The 18,760-nt window shown below is 71.0% G+C and carries 13 protein-coding genes; 7 read left to right on the top strand and 6 right to left on the bottom strand.

Features of this window, described 5'->3' with window-relative positions:
- Nucleotides 1–55: 55 nt before the first annotated feature.
- Nucleotides 56–511 carry a DUF6069 family protein gene (locus ACGFH8_RS29105; protein WP_393373269.1) on the top strand — a complete coding sequence of 152 codons (456 nt, stop codon included), beginning with the start codon at nt 56–58 and terminating at the stop codon, nt 509–511.
- Nucleotides 512–625: 114 nt separating this feature from the next.
- Here ACGFH8_RS29105 and ACGFH8_RS29110 read toward each other — a convergent pair whose 3' ends face one another.
- Complete coding sequence (locus ACGFH8_RS29110) at nt 626–1,327, bottom strand: DUF4396 domain-containing protein (protein WP_393373271.1); 702 nt, start codon at nt 1,325–1,327, stop codon at nt 626–628.
- Nucleotides 1,328–1,812: 485 nt separating this feature from the next.
- On the opposite strand from ACGFH8_RS29110, the gene ACGFH8_RS29115 reads away from it, so the two are divergent.
- Nucleotides 1,813–3,846, top strand: a complete 2,034-nt coding sequence (locus ACGFH8_RS29115) for a hypothetical protein (RefSeq protein WP_393373274.1) — start codon at nt 1,813–1,815, stop codon at nt 3,844–3,846.
- A gap of 215 nt (nt 3,847–4,061) precedes the next feature.
- On the opposite strand, the gene ACGFH8_RS29120 is transcribed toward ACGFH8_RS29115, so the two are convergent.
- Nucleotides 4,062–5,153 (bottom strand): winged helix DNA-binding domain-containing protein, encoded by a 1,092-nt coding sequence (locus tag ACGFH8_RS29120; protein WP_393373277.1) that lies wholly within the window; start codon nt 5,151–5,153, stop codon nt 4,062–4,064.
- 244 nt (nt 5,154–5,397) lie between these two features.
- Here ACGFH8_RS29120 and ACGFH8_RS29125 point away from each other — a divergent pair, with 244 nt between their 5' ends.
- The 3 genes from ACGFH8_RS29125 (at nt 5,398) to ACGFH8_RS29135 (ending at nt 10,709) form a co-directional block, all read left to right on the top strand.
- On the top strand, nt 5,398–8,784 hold the full coding sequence (locus tag ACGFH8_RS29125; protein ID WP_393373279.1) for an SIS domain-containing protein: 3,387 nt from the start codon (nt 5,398–5,400) through the stop codon (nt 8,782–8,784).
- A gap of 169 nt (nt 8,785–8,953) precedes the next feature.
- On the top strand, nt 8,954–9,622 hold the full coding sequence (locus ACGFH8_RS29130; RefSeq protein WP_393373282.1) for a HEAT repeat domain-containing protein: 669 nt from the start codon (nt 8,954–8,956) through the stop codon (nt 9,620–9,622).
- 7 nt (nt 9,623–9,629) lie between these two features.
- On the top strand, nt 9,630–10,709 hold the full coding sequence (locus tag ACGFH8_RS29135) for a MerR family transcriptional regulator (RefSeq protein ID WP_393373285.1): 1,080 nt from the start codon (nt 9,630–9,632) through the stop codon (nt 10,707–10,709).
- Nucleotides 10,710–10,749: 40 nt separating this feature from the next.
- On the opposite strand, the gene ACGFH8_RS29140 is transcribed toward ACGFH8_RS29135, so the two are convergent.
- From ACGFH8_RS29140 to ACGFH8_RS29150, 3 genes are all read right to left on the bottom strand, one after another.
- Nucleotides 10,750–12,258, bottom strand: a complete 1,509-nt coding sequence (locus ACGFH8_RS29140; protein ID WP_393373288.1) for a DUF1996 domain-containing protein — start codon at nt 12,256–12,258, stop codon at nt 10,750–10,752.
- Nucleotides 12,259–12,757: 499 nt separating this feature from the next.
- Nucleotides 12,758–14,809, bottom strand: a complete 2,052-nt coding sequence (locus ACGFH8_RS29145; RefSeq protein ID WP_393373291.1) for a glycogen debranching N-terminal domain-containing protein — start codon at nt 14,807–14,809, stop codon at nt 12,758–12,760.
- A 3-nt stretch (nt 14,810–14,812) separates the two neighbouring features.
- The gene (locus tag ACGFH8_RS29150; protein ID WP_393373294.1) at nt 14,813–15,175 is read right to left on the bottom strand and encodes an SCP2 sterol-binding domain-containing protein; all 363 of its coding nucleotides are present in this window, start codon (nt 15,173–15,175) and stop codon (nt 14,813–14,815) included.
- A 312-nt stretch (nt 15,176–15,487) separates the two neighbouring features.
- Here ACGFH8_RS29150 and ACGFH8_RS29155 point away from each other — a divergent pair, with 312 nt between their 5' ends.
- Nucleotides 15,488–16,438: an SRPBCC family protein gene (locus ACGFH8_RS29155; RefSeq protein ID WP_393373297.1), complete on the top strand. Its 951-nt coding sequence runs from the start codon at nt 15,488–15,490 to the stop codon at nt 16,436–16,438.
- 26 nt (nt 16,439–16,464) lie between these two features.
- A complete protein-coding gene (locus ACGFH8_RS29160) occupies nt 16,465–17,637 on the top strand; it encodes a zinc-dependent alcohol dehydrogenase (protein WP_393373300.1) in 1,173 nt (390 codons plus the stop codon).
- Between the two features lie 21 nt (nt 17,638–17,658).
- Here ACGFH8_RS29160 and ACGFH8_RS29165 read toward each other — a convergent pair whose 3' ends face one another.
- Complete coding sequence (locus ACGFH8_RS29165; protein ID WP_393373303.1) at nt 17,659–18,699, bottom strand: LD-carboxypeptidase; 1,041 nt, start codon at nt 18,697–18,699, stop codon at nt 17,659–17,661.
- Nucleotides 18,700–18,760: the final 61 nt, after the last annotated feature.

Below are 18,760 nucleotides of genomic sequence, written 5' to 3' on the forward strand. Positions count from 1 at the left end.
CCGGCGGCGCACGAGGCGCGCCGGCCGCACCCCTGTCGAAGAGTGGAGGAACGTCGTGCACAGCAGGTATGACTCCGGGGCCGTCGCGGCCCCGGTAGCGGACCAGACCAGCCACACCCGGCGACTCGGCGGGCTCGTCGGCACCGGCGGCGTGGCCGCGCTCGCGGCGACGACGGCCACCACCCTGGCCGCCGCGCTCGCGACGGCCGTCGGCGTCGACTTCGAGATCCCCGATGGTGGAGCGACGATCCCGTTGGCCGGGTTCGCCGTGGTGACAGGCTTCTTCTCGGTCGTGGGCGTCGTCATCGCCGTCGCTCTGCTTCGGTGGAGCGCTCGACCGGCGCGGCGATTCGTGTGGACCGCCGGGTCGTTGACCGCGATCTCGCTGGTTCCGCCCCTGCTCTGCGGGGCCGCCCCGGCCACCGTCGCCGCGCTGCTCGGGCTGCACCTCGTCCCCGCGACGGTCATGATCACCGTGCTGGCGCGCGGCCTCCGCGCCCGGACCGGTTGACGACACCCACACCCCCCGGGGAACGGCGTCCCGCTCAGAGTTGGGCGACGACCACCCTGGTGGCCTGGGCGATGAGGGGGTCGTCGGGGGTGGCGTCCCTCGTGCCGCGGGCGGTCAGTCGTGGGGGAGCCGGCGCGGCTCGATCCGCAGCCCTCGGCTGAGCTGCCAGGAGGCGGTGGGCCACGCCGCGATGAAGCCGGCGATCAGCCCCAACTGGCCCGCGAACCAGAAGATGGGGCCGTCGGGACGCAGGGTTGGCTCCGGAAAGACCACCCGGTGCGCGAGCGTCAGCCACACGAACAGCGCCATCTCGAACGCGGTGATGGTCAGCAGTTCGACCTTGGCGACCGTGGACAGGGCGTGCCAGATCTTCGTGACGCCGCGGCCCGGTGCGCCGACGTACCGGAAGAGCACCGCTATCGTCACCGCCGCCAGGTAGTCCCCGGCGTAGTCGACCCAGAGCGTCTCCTGCGCCGGGTCGGACCTGACGACGTACAGGGCGACCTCGGCGACGACGAAACCGAGCGCGCAGTGGGCGCCGCAGCGGGACACGCGGGTGACGACGACGCCGCGCCGGGGCCGTCGCGGCTGGTCCTCCCGCCGCCGTCGGGAGTACGTCTCGGGCCTACCCCAGTTCCAGTAGAGGCGGACGGCGGCCGGGCCGACGTAGAGGACTGTCACCAGCCAGACGATCTCCATGACCCGGACGGGCTGACGGTGCCCACGAAGATAGGTGTCGGCGACGACGACCGCGCAGCTGACGACCCCGACCGTGAGCGACACCCAGGACAGCGTCAGGAGCCAGGTGGGTTGCATCCACGCCCCTTCCGCCGCGCGGGACGCCGACGCGCCTCCCGCTGCCGCATCCGAAGGGGGCGGCACCGACCGAGGGCACCTCGTAGTGTTCCATGCCCCACCCGCCGCCAGCGGGAGATCGGGTGTTCCCGCCGACCGCGGGCGGATGGTTGCCGCTGGCCTCGTCCTCGGTTGCCGAGGTTTGACCTGTGTCCGGATCTCGTCGTGGGGTTAGACGTCGCGGAAGACGCGCCGAGGGCGTCTCGCAGAAGATGCTCACACCAGACAGGCAGCGGCTCACTTGCCCCTGGCGTGTTCGACGGATCTCGGGCTCCACAGTGGATGCGAGTGGTGGGGGCCACGCAATCGATGTGCGCGCCCTATCGTCGTGATCGATGTCGGGACCGAGAAGAGGAACCACCGTGCGTCGAACGAGAGACCGTCACTGGGTTGCCGTGGCAGCGAGGCTGTCCGTCACCATCCTGCTCCTGGCTCTACTACCCGTTGTGGGTGCGCCATCGGCGTCGGGCGCGGTGCACCGTCCGGTGCCGGCAGCCCAGGAGCCCATCATCGTCAACGACTACACGTTCTCGGCCGGCTTTTCCTCCGTGCAGGGCGACAGCCAGTGGTCCTACCAGCAGTGGAACGGGTCCACATACTCCGACATGACGTGGGACGCGTCACGCGACGGCTGGCGCGGGAACTGCACGTTCTGCATCATCACCCGCGACTGGGTGCACCCGGACAGCAACGACTCGGTCATCGTCTGGCAGGCACCCCGCAGCGGTCGGATCGCCGTGCGCGGCGTCATGGACCACGGCGTCGACACCCGGGACAGCGACGGCGTACGCACCTTCATCCGGATGAGCAGCGCGGGGAGATTGAGCAAGATCTGGCCGTCGGCCGACGCCCAGGTCATCCGGCCAGGATTCACCACCCAGCATGTGCTCACCACGAACGTGGCAGCCGGCGACCGCCTCTACTTCCATGTCAACCAGGGTGCCAACTCGGGATACGACACCCTGTCCTGGGATCCCCGGATCAGCTACGACTTCGAGCCCAAGTTCACCCTCGACCAGGCCGAGGTGGTGATGGCGCCGGCCGACTACCAGCGGGTGGGCATAACCGTGGCACAAGACGCGAGCCTGTCGGTCGTACCCAACGGGACGAACCTTGACTTCTACCACTCGAGCGGCGACGTGATCCAGAAGTTCCGGGGCACGCTCCAGCAGCCGGCGCAGACGCCCGTGTACAACGGCAACCGGTACACCAACCCGCGCGGGTTGGCCGGCAAGTGGTGGATCGCCAACACCTACGAGACGCCGGAGGGGCACATCCTGGCGTTCTGTCACATCGAGGACGCCGACGTCGCGGCCACCGGCTGGTGGGTGCTCGGTCTCGCCTACTCCACCGACGGCGGCAACAGCTTCCAGAAGCTCGGCTACACCATCGGCCACGAGGTCAAGGACACCGGACACAACGTCAACATCGGCGGCGTGCCGTACGTGGTCCGGGACGGCTACTTCTACGCGTACTTCGACGAGGGGGCGGAGCACGTGGCCCGCGCACCCGTCGCTGAGGTGCTCGCGGCGGCGAAACGCGGCGAGGTCAGCCCGTGGCGGAAGTACCACAACGGGGCATGGAACGAGCCGGGAATGCACGGCAGAGCCGCGCCCGTGCTGCCGTTCAGTCCGAACCACTTCTACATGACGCACGGCGACGCCGCGTACAGCACCTACCTCGGGAAGTATCTGCTCAGCTCGTACAACCACGGGGCGGGCAAGGGGGTGTATCTGGCGACGTCGGACGACGCCGTCAGCTACGACGTACCGTCCTGGATCCAGACGGGCAGGTGGGAGCGGGAGGAGACCCTCTCGCCCTACGAGACGATCGTCAACGTCGACGGCACCGACAATGGTGTGGTCGGCCAGTCCTTCTACGTCTACTACAGCTACCGGTCTCGGACGATCGGACTACCCGAGGCCGAGGGGCCGGAGAACTCGCGGTGGCTGTACCGGCAGAAGGTGACGCTCGACAGCGCCGGCTTCGACGGGAGCACCTTCGACGCCAGTACCGGCTTCACCAACAAGCAGGGCGAGAACGGCTGGCGCTACGCCGAGTACACGTCGTCCGGCGGGTACACCGACCTGCGCTGGGACGCCGCTAGGTACCGGTGGAACGGATCGGCCACGTTCCTGATGGCTACTTCCTACACCCAGCACCCCGGCGACGGTGGCCGGGACTCCGTACGGACCTGGACCGCTCCCCGCGACGGAACCGTACGCGTCGACGCCGCGATGGGCGGCATCCGGCTGGGGCCCGGCGGCAACGGCGTCGGTGTACGTATCGCGAGAGGAGGCACCCCGCTCTGGCCCACCGCCGGTTACCAGGCTCTCGCCCCGGACACCGTGCACGCCTTCCAGCCAGTCGACGTCACCGTCGCCAAGGGGGACGTGCTGGCCTTCCACGTCAACTCCAACGGCGACACGGGCTTCGACACCGTCATCTGGGCGCCCACCATCACTTACCAGGCCGGCTAGAACGTCGCATGCCCGTATCACGGTGGGGCAGTACCCCGCGGTGATACGGGCATGCCCCGGAGCGCGGCTCCGCGCACAGGAGGGGCGGGCGTAGCGGTCAGCGTCCGCGGCCGACCGGGTTGCCGCCAGGCTCGGTGATCATGACGGTCCGGTCCGGCTGGACGACGCTGCCGATCCACACCGCGATCCATCAGGCGAATTTCCGGCGCAGCACACTAGTTGGCGAAGTCGACGCCGCTGAGGGAGACGCCGCGGTGCGCGGCGAGGTGTTCGGCTTGCGCGGCGATGGCCTTGCGGGTGGAGTCCGACAGCCGGTGCCAGGGTTGGACACTGACCGTCATCGTGCGGCCGGACTTGCGGGGACGCCAGGCGCCGACCAGGTCGCCGTCGACCAGGACGCCGCCGGGGCGACCCAACACCGGCCACATCTGCTTGGCGTGGGCGGCGTCCGGCGCCAGCGTCGCCCGGTCCTTGGCCTGGAGGAAGAGGTCGAACGGGCCGAGCAGGCGGGTGCCCCGACCGTCGGCCGACTCCAGCGCCTCCTCGTCGTCGGCCAGTAGCGAGCGCGCCTCGCCGTCGACCGTCACCTCGATCACGTCGTCGGGCCAGTGTGCCTTCACGTCCTTAACCGGGGCGTCGAGATAGTCCGCCACGTGCTTCGGTGTGGCCGGGCCGAGCAGGCGGAGATAGGCGCGGACGAGGTCGAAGCGCTCGCCCGGGGCGGCGGCCTTCCGGAACCCGGCGATGCGCCGCAGGACCGGAGGTGAGGTGTCGAGCTGCAACTCCAGCCCGGCCCGCGCGGCGGCGAGCCGGAAGGGCATCTCGTAGACGTGCGTGGCGTCGCACGGCCGGCAGAACCGCAGGTACGGCTCGGGCAGCACCGCGGCCAGGCGGCCGGAGACGTCTCCCTTGACCGTTGGCGTGGTGACGATGGCCCGCATGCGGGCAGCCACCTCGTCCAGGGCGGCGAGGTTGTGGATGCCGGCGGCCTTCAACGGCTTGGCGGCGTCGTAGATGCGCTTGCCCGCGTCGGCGTCGGAGAAGGGTTCGACAGCGGCCACCACGGTGCCGGCGTCGGCCCGGCGGTAGAGGTGGGGAGCGCCGCGCACGGTCCACAGCACGATCACCTCCGTGTCGGACAACGCGGTCACGTCGACGCCGCGCGCGGCCAGCGCCCACCGGGCACCGTCCGGGCCGGTGTTCTGCACTCCGATGTCCAGGATGGCGGTGTCGGCGAGCGTGCCCTGAGCCCGGTCGAGCTGCTGGGCGCGGACGCGGAAGTTGAGCACCTGGCGTCGGTCGACCATTCCCGCACCCTAGACGAGTAAGCCCGGACGGCCCCGGAGCCGCGTCGGTCGCAAGAGGGACATTACGCAGAGCGTTGACTTTGTCGCTTACAGCAATGATTCTGCCCTGAGTGCGCAGTCGCGAACATTTCGGCTGCGCGAATCGGTTGGTAATGCGCAGGCCGCTTGCGCGATGAGATATCGTCGGGCTTTCTGGCCGACCGAGGCCGTCCGACGCGACGGCCGTCCGACGTGAGGGGTATGCATGTGCGGGATCGCCGCAGCGCTGCCGGACTATGACTGTGACCTGGCAGCGGTTTCCGATCGGCAACTGCTGGACGTGCTGCCGGAACTGCCGCACGTCGACCTGACCGCCGATCGGCCCAGCGGAATGGACCTGCACCCCGCGTTCGACGGCCTGGTCAAGGAACTCGCGGCCGCGTTGGATCTGTACACGGCCCCCACCGCCGTGCACCGGTTGGCGTGCGAGAAGAGCCTGCGCGAGGCTGTCGTGGCGCGGACGTCGGCGCTGGACTCGTGGCTCACCGTTGCCGAGCGCGCACTCGACGACCCCGGCGCCGGCTGGGACGCCGACCTCCTGGAGCAGGTCCAGCAGCGCGCGGTGGCCGCTCGGGACCTGCTCTGGTCGATCGAGCAGGACAGGATCGGCGCCGCGGTGCGGATCGCCGAGCTCGCGCGGCAACAGATGATCACCCTGAACCAGGCGCGCAGCTACCTCGCCGTCGACGCGGTCCTGGACGCGATCGATCGGCTGGAGGTGCGCGGCCGGGACTCGGCGGGCATCCAGGTGTGGGTCACGCTCGACGACGCCGACCTCGCGCGGGTGCCGGCCACGCTGCGGGACCGGGTGGACGGCGAGTTCCGCCACTGCGCGGCGGCGCAGTTCCGGGGCGGCATCTCACTCGTGTACAAGCGCGCCTCGGTCATCGGCCGGCTCGGTGACAACGTCGCGTACCTGCGCGCGGCGATGACCGCCGACGACGACCTGCACACGGTCCTCGATCTGCCCAGCGCCCGCGTCGTGATCGTCGCGCACACCCGTTGGGCCAGCGTCGGCCGGATCAGCGAGGCCAACGCCCACCCGCTGGACAGCACCACGCCGGCCGGCGACGATCCGTGCTTCGCGATCGCCGCTCTCAACGGCGACATCGACAACCACGTCGCGCTGCGCGACCAGTTGAACCTGCCGGCCTCGTCCACCGGAATCAGCACCGACGCCAAGCTGATCCCGGTGATGCTCGCCCAGCAGATGGCCGCCGGTCACTCGCCGGAACAGGCGATGGCCGCCTCCGCGCGCAACTATCACGGTTCGTTCGCGATCGCGGCCCAGGGCGACCTCGCCGCCGACCAACTGATGCTCGTCGTCAAGGGCAGCGGCCAGGGCCTGTACGTCGGGTTCGCCCTCGGCTGCTTCCTGGTCGCCAGCGAGGTGTACGGCCTGGTCGGCTGGACCGATCGGTACCTGCGGTTGGACGGTAGGCACTCCGACGACGGCGAGGTCGGCACGGTGGTCGTCCTCGACCGGAAGCACGCCGGCACCCTCGCCGGCCTGCGCCGGACGACGATGCGCGGCCGGTCCCTGCCGGTCGCCGAGGCGGACGTCGCCACCGCGGAGATCACCACGCGGGACGTCGCGCGCGGCGAGTTCGACCACTACCTGGAGAAGGAGATCACCGAGGCGCCGTCCTCGTTCCGCAAGAGCCTGCGGGGTCGCATCGCCGACGACGGCCAGCGGCTCTCCGTCGCGCTCGGCGAATCCGCACTGCCGCAGAGCATCCGGGAGCGCTTCGTCGACCGGGACATCCGCGAGATCCTCTTCGTCGGTCAGGGCACGGCCGCGGTCGCCTGCGAGGGCATCGCCAAGGTGGCCGACGATCTGTTGCACCCGCACATCACCGTCGCCGCGATGCCGGCCACCGAACTGTCCGCCTGGAAGCTGCGGGCGGACATGTCGTCGGTCTGTGTCGTCGCGGTCAGCCAGTCCGGCTCGACCACCGACACGAACCGCGCCATCGACATGGCGCGCGCACGGGGCGCTGCCGTGCTCGCCATCGTCAACCGCCGGGACAGCGATCTGAGCCACAAGGCCGACGGTGTGCTGTACACGTCGGACGGCCGCGACGTGGAGATGGCGGTCGCCTCGACGAAGGCGTTCTACTCGCAGGCGGCCACCGGTACGCTGCTCGCGCTGCAGATCGCGAGACTGTGCGAGCTGCTCTCGCCGGAGCTGGAAGACCTGATGCTGCACGCGTTGCAGGAGATGCCGCAACAGCTGCAGACGCTGCGCGACCTCGGCCCGAGGATGGCCGAGATCGCGCAGGTGGCGATCCGGCACCCGCACTGGGCGGTGGTCGGCTCCGGCCCGAACCGCGTCGCGGCCGACGAGACCCGCATCAAACTCTCCGAGCTGTGCTACAAGACCGTCTCCACCGACGCCGTCGAGGACAAGAAGCACGTCGACCTGTCGGCGGAGGCGTTCGTCCTGGTCTGCGCGGCCGGCACCCCGCCGGGGCAGCTGCGCGACCTCACCAAAGAGGTCGACATCTTCGCCGCCCACCGCAACCAACCGGTCGTCATCGTCGACGAGGGCATCGAGCTGCCGTGGGCTACCGACTGGGTGATCCGGGTGCCGGCGGCGCACCCCGCCTTCGCCTGGATCCTCAGCACGGCTGCCGGGCACCTCTTCTCCTACCACGCCGCCCGGGCGATCGACGCCACCGCCGATCCGCTGCGCGAGGCGCTCGCGGGGCTGGAGGCGTCGGTCGACGCCGGTCGCGTCGCGCGTGACGAGCTGGACGCCGCGTGCGGCGGCATCCACCAGTTCCTCGCCGAGGCGGCCCAGGGCAGCGTTCGCGGCGTTCTTCCCAGCGACGTCGCGCTGCGCCTGCACCAGGCCGCGTCGCTGCTGCGGCACGGCGCAGCGGTCGTGCCGGAGCTGCCGGTAGCGGTCGCCGATCCGGTCGACTTCGTGCGTACCCAGCTCACGGCCTCCGCCGACGAGCTGACGCGCTCGATCGACTCGGTCAAGCACCAGGCGAAGACGGTGACCGTCGGCACCTCGCGTGGCGACTCCGACCTGCTGGACAACGCGCTCGCCACGGCCGTCGTCGAGGCCGGTGGCGATCTGTCCGTGCTGAGCTATCCCGTCCTGCTGGCGCTCCGTGCGTTCGCCCGGGTGACCGAGGGCGTCACCGGCACGATCCGGTACCAGCTCAGTCAGTCGCCGGGCCACGCCACCCTGCGCGTCCTGCGCAAGACCGGCGTCGCCGAGGACCTGACCAGCCGCGCGGACAGCGGTGCCGAGCTGAGCGGCTCGAAGCAACTCGCCGTCGCCTCGCGCATGGTGCGGCTGGTCCGCGGCGTACGCGACGGCCGGCTGGTGCTCATGGTCCCGGAGCAGACCGGGGCGCGCGTGCACTCGCTCACGCTCGCGCACGTGACACTTGTCGAGCGGGCCGAGCCCGCGCACCTGACCGAGGTGCTCGAGCTGACCGGCACGCGACTGGCGGAGATCAGGGCTGCGGTCACCGAGACCGACACGCCGTTCGCCGTGGAGAGCCTCACGCACGTACCGGTGGAGACGGTTCTTCTGGGTTCGGTGGACGACGTGGTCCGGCTCCTGCGCCGGTAGCCGGTCGATGGTTTCCGCGGTGCTGCCGGCGGCTGTGTCGCCGGCAGCACCGCTCGCCAGCCCTCCGCGCCGCCGGCTGACACGTGCGGTGCGCGACGCTGCCCAGTGCGGTTCGCCTTGACCTTGACACAGTGACAAGGTCTTCGGTGGGGTCGAGGAGGTGGTCTCGATGACCGGACCGGAAAAGGACGCGAACACCATGCGGGCGCTCCAGGCGCTGGAAAGCGGCGACTCGTCGGTGCGGCTGCGCGCGGCGCTGGCGGTCGGCACAGCCCCGGACCCGCGGTTCGTCGACACGCTCGTCGAACGATGCGCGATCGAGCCCGAGTTCTTCGTACGCGAGATGGTCACCTGGGCGCTGCTCCGCCACCCACCCGCGCTGACCGTCCCGAAGCTCACCAGCCAACTCCGCTCGGAGCGGGCGCAGGCCCGGAGCCAGGCGTTGCACACGTTGTCCAAGATCGGCGATCGGCGGGCCTGGCCGGCGGTGACACGGGCGCTCCTGACCGACCCGGACGAGGAGGTGGCGCGAAGCGCCTGGCGAGCCGCGGTCGCCCTGGTGCCTCCCGGTGACGAGCCCGAGTTGGCCGAGGTGTTGGCGACGCAGCTCGGGCGCGGCACGCGGGACACGCGGTTGAGCCTCAGCCGGGCGTTCGTCGCGCTCGGTGCGGTGGCGATGCCGATCCTGCGCGTCGCGATGACGGCTCCCGACCCACAGGTACGCGCGCACGCGATCGCGACGCAACGGCTGGCGCGGGACCCGGATGTCGGTGTCGAGTCCTCGATCGAGGAGGCGAAGCGTGTGCTGGCCCTCGGCGCGATCGGCGAGGAGGGATGATGCGCAGGTGTTGATCGGTGACGTGGCGCGCCGGTCCGGGGTCAGCGCCCGCATGCTCCGGCACTACGACTCGCTCGGCCTGGTCCGGCCGACCGGCCGTAGCGGCGCCGGCTACCGGGAGTACTCCGACGAGGACATCCGGCTGATCTTCCAGGTCGAGAGCCTGCGGTCCCTGGGCCTGTCGCTGCGTGACGTCCGGCGGGCGCTCGACGATCCCGGCTTCACGCCCTCCGGCCTCGTCGACGACCTGATCCAGCGGACGCGACAACGCATCGCGGATGAGCGGGACCTGCTCACCCGACTGCGCCGGATCGCCGCCGCCGACCCCGCCGACTGGGAGGACGTCCTCCAGGTCGTCGCGCTCCTGCAGGCACTGGGCTCACCGAGCGCGGGCAGGCGTCAGCGCGCGGCCCTGTCCTCGGTCGACGGGGCTCCGGTGCCCGTGGAGGCGCTCGTCGAGGCGGCGCTCGACGAGACCGACCCGAACGTCGCAGGAGCCCTGCGGTGGGCGCTGGCACAGTCGGGGGACGACGGCCTGGCGCTGCTCGCGGACGGCCTACGCTCACCTCGGGCCGAGGTACGCGAGCGTGCCGTCCGGACCATCGCCGAGATCCCGCACGACGCGGCGACCGACGTGCTGCGGGACGCCCTCGCGAACTCCGACGTCGTGGTCCGCGGGCACGCGGCGCTGGCGCTCGGGGCGCGGCGGGTGGCGGACGCGGTCCCGACGCTTGTCGACATGGTCGGCGAGGCCACGAAGGACGCCGAGGCAGCCGACGTGTTGGGCGTGCTGGCGACCGAACCCGCGGTGGCGGCACTGATCGCCACCAGGCTCGTCGGCTGCCTCGCCCGGGGGACCGTGGCGCCGTCGGCGCGTCGGCGGCTGACCGAGGCGCTGGCGGACATCCCCGGCGACACCGCGGCACGGGCCCTGGTGGACCTGTCCCGAGACGACGACCGCGCCGTCGCGCTGACGGCGACATCCATCCTCACGCTCCGCGGTGGGGCCGGGAAGCTCCGCACCGGGATCGGGGAGCCGCGCAACGGGACCGGGCCGGACACGATGCCGGACGACCCCCTCGCCTGAGCGAGAGGGTCGTCCGGTGGCAACCGTGGGGGCGTGCCGGTCAGCCGCCGGCGAACGTGACCTCGGTGCCGCACTTGGCGTTCTGGTTGAGGCAGGACTTCACCAGGGCGCCGAGGCGTGCCGGCTCCCAGGCGTTCATGAAGTCGCCGTGCATGGAGGACGGCTTGCCGGAGGAGAGCGTGAGACCGTCACCGCCCAGCGACTGGTAGTTGACCATGAAGGACAGGTCCGGCACGGCCACCGGGTACTTGCCGGTGCAGACGCCGTTCACCGGGTCACCCATGTGCGACTTGTGGTCGGGTGAGTCGATGTTCTTGCCGTCCCAGCAGTCCTTGAACACCAGTTGGAAGATCAGGTTGCCGCCGGGTGCGCAGACCGGCCAGTTGCCGTCGGCGCTGCGGCCGATCTCGGCGCTGCCGGCGCACCAGAACTGGTTGCTACCGGCGTTCTTCGGGGTGTCCACCTGCCGCTTGGCGTCGCCCTCGACGACCCGCAGGCCCGGCGGGAACGGCTTGACTGTCGACGGGTCCTTGACCCGCGAGCCGTAGTAGACGCGCATGCTCTTGATCGGGACCGGCTGACCGTCCTTGCGCAACTCCGGGGTCCAGTAGGCGCTGTTGTCGCCCGGGGCGTTGCAGTTGGTCGTCGCGGAGAGCAGCTTGTCGGTCGTGGTGAAGGCGTCGATCTTCGGACCGAAGAAGGTGTGCATGTGCGAGGCGCCCGGCAGGGCGGGCACGACGATCGGGTCGTCCGGCGCCGAGTTGGCGACCTCGCAGTCGGTGTGGAACTCGGGCACCCGGGTGGTCCCCGGCGTCACCGCCTTCGGGGTGAGGGCGTCGAAGGCGGCCAGTTCCCTGCTCCACCGGGCCTGGTCGACCGGGACCCAACCGCCGGCGGGTGCGCTCGGCGGGACGGACGTGGAGGCGGACGCCGACGGGGTGGGGGTCGGCGCGGACGAGGCGGTGGGCGTCGCCGAGGCGCTCGCCGGCGCGCTCGGCGACGAGCCCGCCGCGGGGCCGAACGTGAACCAGTTCAGGTTCACGAAGTCCGACGTCGAGGTGCTCTTCAGGACGGCGAAGACGGTCTGCGGGCCGGCCGGCACGGCGGACGCCTTCGCCGTGACCGTCGTCCACTTCTGCCAGCCGCCGGTCTGCGCGATCGGGAAGGTGGCGAGCAGGTGACCGTCCGGCGCGGCGAGGTGCAGCTCGACCGTGCCGCCGGTGGCGTTGTGCGAGGAAACCCGGGCCGTGAGGTTGGCCCCGGTGATCGATACGCCGTCGTAGCGCAGCCAGTCGCCGCTGGCCAGCCAGCCGACGTTCCGGCCGCCGTCGGCATCGCCGGTGTCCTCGGTCTGCGCCCCGGAGTGTGCCGCGAAGGCCTCGGCCTGGATTCGGCCGGGCACGGCGACCTCTTCGGCCTGGGCGCCGGCGATGTAGATGCCGCTGGCGCCCAGTGCGGCCACGACGGCGGCGGCGAGCGAGATGCGGGTGCGGCGGCGACGCTTTCGCGCCCGGTCCGCCGGTGCGACGTGCGCGGGGGTGGTCCGCATTACCAGTGTTGTCCTTTGCGTCGGCGACAAAGCTTTTGACGAAAGGAATTATGGGCGTACGCAGAGCTGGCAACAACTCGCGGAAGAAGAATTAAGAACAGTGGTCGGAAGGTCTCCTGGTCGCCGTCTTCGCCCTGCCGGATAACGGTTTTTCGGTCGCGCAGTCTTAAGTCTTCGTTAAGTGTTCGAGGTGTTGGGCGCGTGTCTCCGGCGATTGCGTGATTACATTTTTTGGAGAAAAATCTTGCTCCGATTCGCCGTGGGGGCCGCGTGGCGTCGCTGGTGGGGGAGCGGTGGCGTGGAGCCGTCGCGCACCGGTGGACGCGACACACCGGCACCGGGCCATCGGAGCGGCCGACGGTTGACCGTGACCCTAGCGGCATACCTCGGGTATGAATACGACTCTGAGGTATACCGCTCACCACCGCATAGGCCCACCGAGGTGAGCGGCGGCCGTCGGCTGCGCCCTCTGCCGCATCCAGGGTGCGGAATTGCGCCTCTAGGGTTGGTCGGGGCGGTGCCGGGCGAAGGCGTCGGCCTTGCCCCAGCGGCCGGGGATGTCCAGCAGCGCGACCCGTCCGAAGGCCGACGGCAGCGAGGGGTCGACGGCCAGGTGGTCCTCGTGCGGGTTGAGGCCGAGCATGGTGCGCAGGAGCAGGATGGACGCTCCGCTGGACCAGGCCTGTGGGCTGCCGGCGGTGGGATACCGGACCGGGTAGCGGGTGGTGTTGCGGTCGAAACCGCCGAAGGCCTCGGGCAGCCGACCCTCGAAGTAGGTGGCGGCGGACAGGATGCTCTCCGCGATGCGGCCCGCCTCGCTGGCGAACCCGTACCGGCGCAGACCCCAGGCGATGAACGAGTTGTCGAACGGCCAGACCGTGCCGTTGTGGTAGCCGAGAGGGTTGTAGCGGCGCTGCCCCTCGGCGAAGGTCCGCACGCCCCAACCGGAGAAGAGCGCCCGGCCCATCAGGTGTTCGACGACCTGTGGGGCCCGCTCCGGCGGCACGATGCCACTCCACAGCAGATGCCCGATGTTCGACGACAGGCTGTCGACGGGTGTGCCGTCGTGGTCCAGCGCGAGGGCGTAGTAACCGCGGTCGGCCAGCCAGAAGTCCCGGTTGAACCGGTCGTACAGCGCCGCCGCGTCGCGTTCCAGCCGCTCGGCGTAGTCGGGGTCGCCCCAGACGGTACGGGCCAGCCGAGCCCCGCGGATCTTCGCGTCGTAGGCGTACCCCTGGGTTTCGCAGGTGGCCCTCGGGAAGCCCGGCAGCCTGCCGTCGGCGTAGGAGATGCTGTCCCAGGAGTCCTTCCAGCACTGGTTGTCCAGGCCGGTGGCGCGGTTGCGTCGCTCGTACCAGACGTAGCCGGTGGACGTGAGGTCCGCGTAGTTGTCGATCCACGCCAGGGCGGCGCGAGCCTCCTGCTCCAACTCCCGCACCAGCGCGGTGTCGCCACTCCACCGCTCGTACTCGTCGAGCAGTATCACGAACAGTGGTGAGGCGTCCACGGTGCCGTAGTAGGGGGAGTGCGGTTGTTCCTCGAACGCGGCCGACTCCCCGTAGCGCAGCTCGTGCAGGATCCGGCCGGGATCCTCCTCCAGCACGTCGTCGGTGCGGACGCCCTGCAGAGAGGCGAGGATCCGCAACGTCGGCGGGGTCAACGACGGGGTGACGGGCAGGGTCTGCAGGCAGGTCAGCAGGCTGTCGCGGCCGAACAGCGTCATGAACCAGGGCAACCCGGCGGCGGGTACGGCCGCGCCGCTGAGCGAGAGCGGGGCGAAGCGCAGCGCCGCCAGGTCCACCAGGCTGCGGTGGTACACCTGTTGCAGCGCGGCGCTCTCGGTGTCCAGGGTCGGGGCCGCCGCGACCCAGGCCCGCAGGCTGGTGGGCAGCGTGGAGTCGTCGGGCCGCTGGGCCCGCAGCGCGGAGCGCAGGTCGACGCCGTCGGGACGTAGCGCCAGCATGGCGACCTGCAACCGTGTCGACCACTGTTGCCCGGGGCCCAGTCGGATCGTGAAGCGCAGGCCGTCCGGGTCGAACTCGGCGGGCTCACTCGCCGACAGGACGACCTCACGTCGGTAGGTGCCGCGCCGGTAGCCCAGGCGCAACTCGTCGGGGCCCACGTGTGTGTAGTGCGTGCCGGTCTTCTCCCCGATGTCGAACTTGATCTCGAAGATGTCGGCGAAGTCGGCAGCCACCTCCAGCCGGATGTCGAGATCCCTCTCCTGCTCGCCGTAGTTGAAGATCGTCAGGGACTCGGTCAGGTCCGGACCGATGCGCCGGCGCCGGATGGCCGACACGTCGGCCTGCACGTAGTCGACCGCCGCGCCCGGCACCACGAAGAACGTAACCTCGTAGTACTGGCTGTCGTCCACCGACAGCGCGGTCATGCACTCGCCGTTGACGAAGAGCATCCAGCGGGACAGGAAGCGGGTGTCGGCGGCGAACAGCCCGACCGGCGTGGCGGGGGACGAGTCGACGTCGCCGCTGGCGTCGGACACCATGAAGGTGTTCCCGTCGATACACGACACGGTCTCCGCGATGTCCCTCATCGGCTACGTCCCACTGTCCGGGCCGCCCCTCTGCAACGGCCCCGGCTCACGCGGAAACAGCCGTCCGAGCCGCAACGCCAGGCCGAGGTCGCCGTCGACCATGATCTCGCCCCGGGTGATCGCCGCCAGGCCGTTCACCTCACCGCGCGCCATCGCCTCCGCGACAGGCGCCGACACCGTGATCACGGTGGTGGCGGGGTCGGCGCTGCGCCGCACCCGCATCTGGCCATGATCGATCTCCAGGAGCCACTGCTCCAGGTTGCCGCCGTCCCCGATGTCGAACCGCACGCTCCCGCACACCTTGCTGAACCGCGGATCCTGGCCGGCGACTGTCAACCGCTCGAAAAAGGCACTTGTCGCCGTCATCCCACCTCCCCGGGTGCTGGTAGAAGCGGATGCCGGCTACCCGGTGCGGGCCGCCGTTAACTCCCGGCGGCCGTCTCGTTCAGCCCAGGTCGAAGTCCACCACCGTCGGCGTCCGCCGGACCCTCGCCGAGGGTGACCGCGCAAACGTCGCGGCCTCCACGACGAGCGGTGCGACGGCGACGGCGGCCGCCCGCAACGGACCTTCTACCGCGAAGCGGGCGCGGGGGCCACGCTCAGGACATAGCGTCAGGGTCGCGGCCTCGCCGCCGCGCCGGCCCGCCGCCGGCTACGCCGACCGGAGGGGGACCGGACATGGACCGGGTCGACACTGTGCTCCTGCCGGAGCTGGACGGGCCCGTGCCGGCGACGTTGCCGAGCGCGCTAGGCCTGCTGAGCCTGGCACTGGGCGTCGGCGCCCTGGTCGCGCCGGGCCGTCTCGCGCGACTGGCCGGGGTGGACGACTCCCCGGCCGCGCGCGCGGTGCTCCCGGCCGTCGGGGTACGGGAGTTGGGCAGCGCCGCCGGCCTGCTCGGCGGTCGTCGCCCGGCGGGCTGGGCGTGGAGCCGGGTGGCCGGCGACGCCATGGACCTGACCCTGCTCGTCCGCGCCCTCGCCGACCGCAGCGGTGAACGACGACGCCGCGTCGCCCTGACCACAGTCGCGATCGCCGGCATCGCGGCCGTCGACGTGGTCAGCGCCGTGCGGATCAGCCGAGCGCGACGCGCACGGGCGCGGATGATCCGGATGGAGATCGCGGTGACGGTGAACCGGTCACCTGCCGAGGCGTACCGGTTCTGGCGCGACGTGGAGAACCTGCCCCGGTTCATGACGCACCTGGAGTCGGTGCGCGCCGACGACCTGCGCCGATCGCACTGGGTCGCGCGCGGCCCGGCCGGCCATCGCGTCGAGTGGGACGCCGAGATCATCCACGACCAGCCGAACACGTCCATCACCTGGCGATCGCTGGCGGGGACCGGGGTGCCCAACGCCGGCCGGGTCCGCTTCGTGCCCGCGCCCGGCGACCGGGGCACCGAGGTCCGGGTGGAGTTGCGCTACGCGCCGCCGGCCGGCGCGCTCGGCCGGGCGGTGGCGAAGCTCTTCGGCGAGGAACCCGAGCAGCAGGTCCGTGACGACCTGCGCCGGTTCAAGCAGGTGCTGGAGACCGGCGAGGTGGTCCGCTCCGAGGGCAGCCCCAACGGCATCTCCGTACGCCAGCAGGCCATGCAGCGTCCCGCGCAGCCGCTGCCGCCGTCGCGCCGCTGACCGCCCACTGTCGAAAGGGACCGAGGATGAAGGCCACCGCCTGGATGGGCACCGACACCGTCAAGGTCATCGACGTACCCGATCCGAAGATCATGAACGCCCGGGACGCGATCGTCCGGATCAGCACCACCGCGATCTGCGGCTCCGACCTGCACCTCTACCACGGCTACATCCCCGCGATGCGCAAGGGCGACATCCTCGGCCACGAGTTCATGGGTGAGGTGGTCGAGGTCGGCCCGCAGGTGCGCAACCTCAAGCCCGGCGACCGGGTGGTGGTGCCCTTCCCGATCGCCTGCGGGCACTGCTCGTCGTGCCAACGCGGCCTCTACTCGGTCTGCGAGAACTCCAACCCGAACGCCGGCATCGCCGAGAAGATCATGGGCCACTCGCCGGCCGGCATCTTCGGCTACTCCCACCTCCTCGGCGGGTACGCCGGCGGCCAGGCCGAGTACGCCCGGGTGCCGTTCGCCGACATCGGCCCGCTCAAGGTGCCCGACGACGTCCGCGACGACCAGGCGGTCATGCTCGCCGACGTGTTCCCCACCGGCTACATGGGCGCCGAGATGTGCGACATCAAACCCGGGCAGGTGATCGCCGTCTGGGGCGCCGGGCCGGTCGGACTGCTCGCCGCGGCCAGCGCCCGGTTGCTCGGCGCGGAACGGGTGATCGTCATCGACCGGTACCCGTACCGGCTGCGGCTCGCCGAGGAGCACATCGACGCCGAGACGATCAACTACGAGGAGGTGGACGTGTTGGACACCCTCAACGAGCTGACCGCCGGCCGGGGGCCCGACGCGTGCATCGACGCGGTCGGCCTGGAGGGCCACCACGGCAACGCCGCCATGTACGCGTACGACCGGGTGAAGCAGGCCGCCCGGGTCGAGACGGAGCGGCCGTTCGCGCTGCGCCAGGCGATCCTCGCCTGCCGCTCGGGTGGGGTGGTCTCGGTCGTCGGCGCGTACGGCGGTTTCGTCGACAAGTTCCCCATGGGCGCGTTCATGAACCGGTCGCTCGTCATGCGGACCGGTCAGTGCCACGTCCAGCGCTACACCCGGCCCCTGCTGGAGCGGATCCAGCGCGGCGAGATCGACCCGAGCTTCATCGTCAGCCACCGGCTGCCGCTGCGCGACGCCCCGAAGGGCTACAAGATCTTCCAGAAGAAGCAGGACGACTGTACGAAGGTGCTGCTGACGGTCTGACCGACGCGCGGGGACCACCGGCTAACGCGGCCGGACCCCGGGCTCCACCGTCAGGGTCCCCGCCTCGGCGTCGATCGTGGCCCGCGCGCCGAGCGGCACGGTGAGCTGCCCGTTGCCGTGCCCCAGCCGCAGACCACCCAGGACCGGCACGCCCAGGTCGTACAGGCGGTCCTTGAGGACCGCCGCCGCGTCCCACTCGCCGGGTTCGCCGACACTGTTGGTGATCTGGCCGATGACCACCCCGGCAACCCTGGACAGGACGCCCACCCGGCGCAGCTCGGTCAGCATCATGTCGATGCTGTACGGGGCCTCGTCCACGTCCTCGAAGAACAGGATCGCGCCGTCGAACCTCGGGGCGTCGCTCGCGCCGAGCGAGGTGGAGAGCAGGGTGAGGCAGCCGCCCAGCAGCGGCCCCGACGCCCGGCCGGGCACCAGCACGGGGGCGGCCGTCTCGGCCGGATCCCGCACGATCGTGACGGGTGCGGTCGTCATCACGGCCCGGCGCAGGGCCTCGGCCGACTCGGGGCCGGTGCGGCTGTCGCTCCAGTTGACCATCGGTCCGTAGAAGGTGACCAGGCCAACCTCGCGCCAGAGCTTGCCGTGGATGCTGGTGATGTCACTGAAGCCGACGACCACCCGCGGGTCCCGGCGCAGACCGGAGACGTCGAGATCGTCGACGATCCGCTGGGTGCCGTAACCGCCACGGGCGGCGAAGACCGCACGGATCCCCGGGTCGTTGAGCGCGGCGTTGAGGTCGGCCAGCCGCTGCGCGTCGGTGCCGGCCAGATAGCCGTACTTGGCGAAGACGTGCGTGCCCAGCTCGACCTCCAGGCCCCAACCGCGCAGGATCTCGATGCCGCGGGCCATGTTCGTGGGGTCGGGGGTGCTGCCGGGCGACACGACCCGGACCCGATCGCCGGGCGCCAGCGCCGGCGCCCGCAGCACACGCTTCGCGGCCTCCGGCGCGGCCTGCGCGGGTCCGGCCTCCAACCCGCCGGCGAGCACCGCGCCGCCGACGGCCGCCGCTCCCGCCCGCAGCATGTGCCGACGGGTCAGGGGCACCCGCGGGGACCTCTGCGTCGAAGCTGGGTCTGGTCCAGAAGTGGCCACCTGCATCCCCCGT

This window comes from Micromonospora sp. NPDC049175 (genome assembly GCF_043197345.1).
In the GTDB taxonomy this organism is placed as follows: domain Bacteria; phylum Actinomycetota; class Actinomycetes; order Mycobacteriales; family Micromonosporaceae; genus Micromonospora.

Excerpts from the sequence above, each read along its gene's own strand:
- ACGFH8_RS29110 (WP_393373271.1), bottom strand. The coding sequence starts at position 1,327 with ATGCAACCCACCTGGCTCCTGACGCTGTCCTGGGTGTCGCTCACGGTC.
- ACGFH8_RS29120 (WP_393373277.1), bottom strand. The coding sequence starts at position 5,153 with ATGGTCGACCGACGCCAGGTGCTCAACTTCCGCGTCCGCGCCCAGCAG.
- ACGFH8_RS29125 (WP_393373279.1), top strand. The coding sequence starts at position 5,398 with ATGTGCGGGATCGCCGCAGCGCTGCCGGACTATGACTGTGACCTGGCA.
- ACGFH8_RS29130 (WP_393373282.1), top strand. The coding sequence starts at position 8,954 with ATGACCGGACCGGAAAAGGACGCGAACACCATGCGGGCGCTCCAGGCG.
- ACGFH8_RS29140 (WP_393373288.1), bottom strand. The coding sequence starts at position 12,258 with ATGCGGACCACCCCCGCGCACGTCGCACCGGCGGACCGGGCGCGAAAG.
- ACGFH8_RS29145 (WP_393373291.1), bottom strand. The coding sequence starts at position 14,809 with ATGAGGGACATCGCGGAGACCGTGTCGTGTATCGACGGGAACACCTTC.
- ACGFH8_RS29150 (WP_393373294.1), bottom strand. The coding sequence starts at position 15,175 with ATGACGGCGACAAGTGCCTTTTTCGAGCGGTTGACAGTCGCCGGCCAG.
- ACGFH8_RS29155 (WP_393373297.1), top strand. The coding sequence starts at position 15,488 with ATGGACCGGGTCGACACTGTGCTCCTGCCGGAGCTGGACGGGCCCGTG.
- ACGFH8_RS29160 (WP_393373300.1), top strand. The coding sequence starts at position 16,465 with ATGAAGGCCACCGCCTGGATGGGCACCGACACCGTCAAGGTCATCGAC.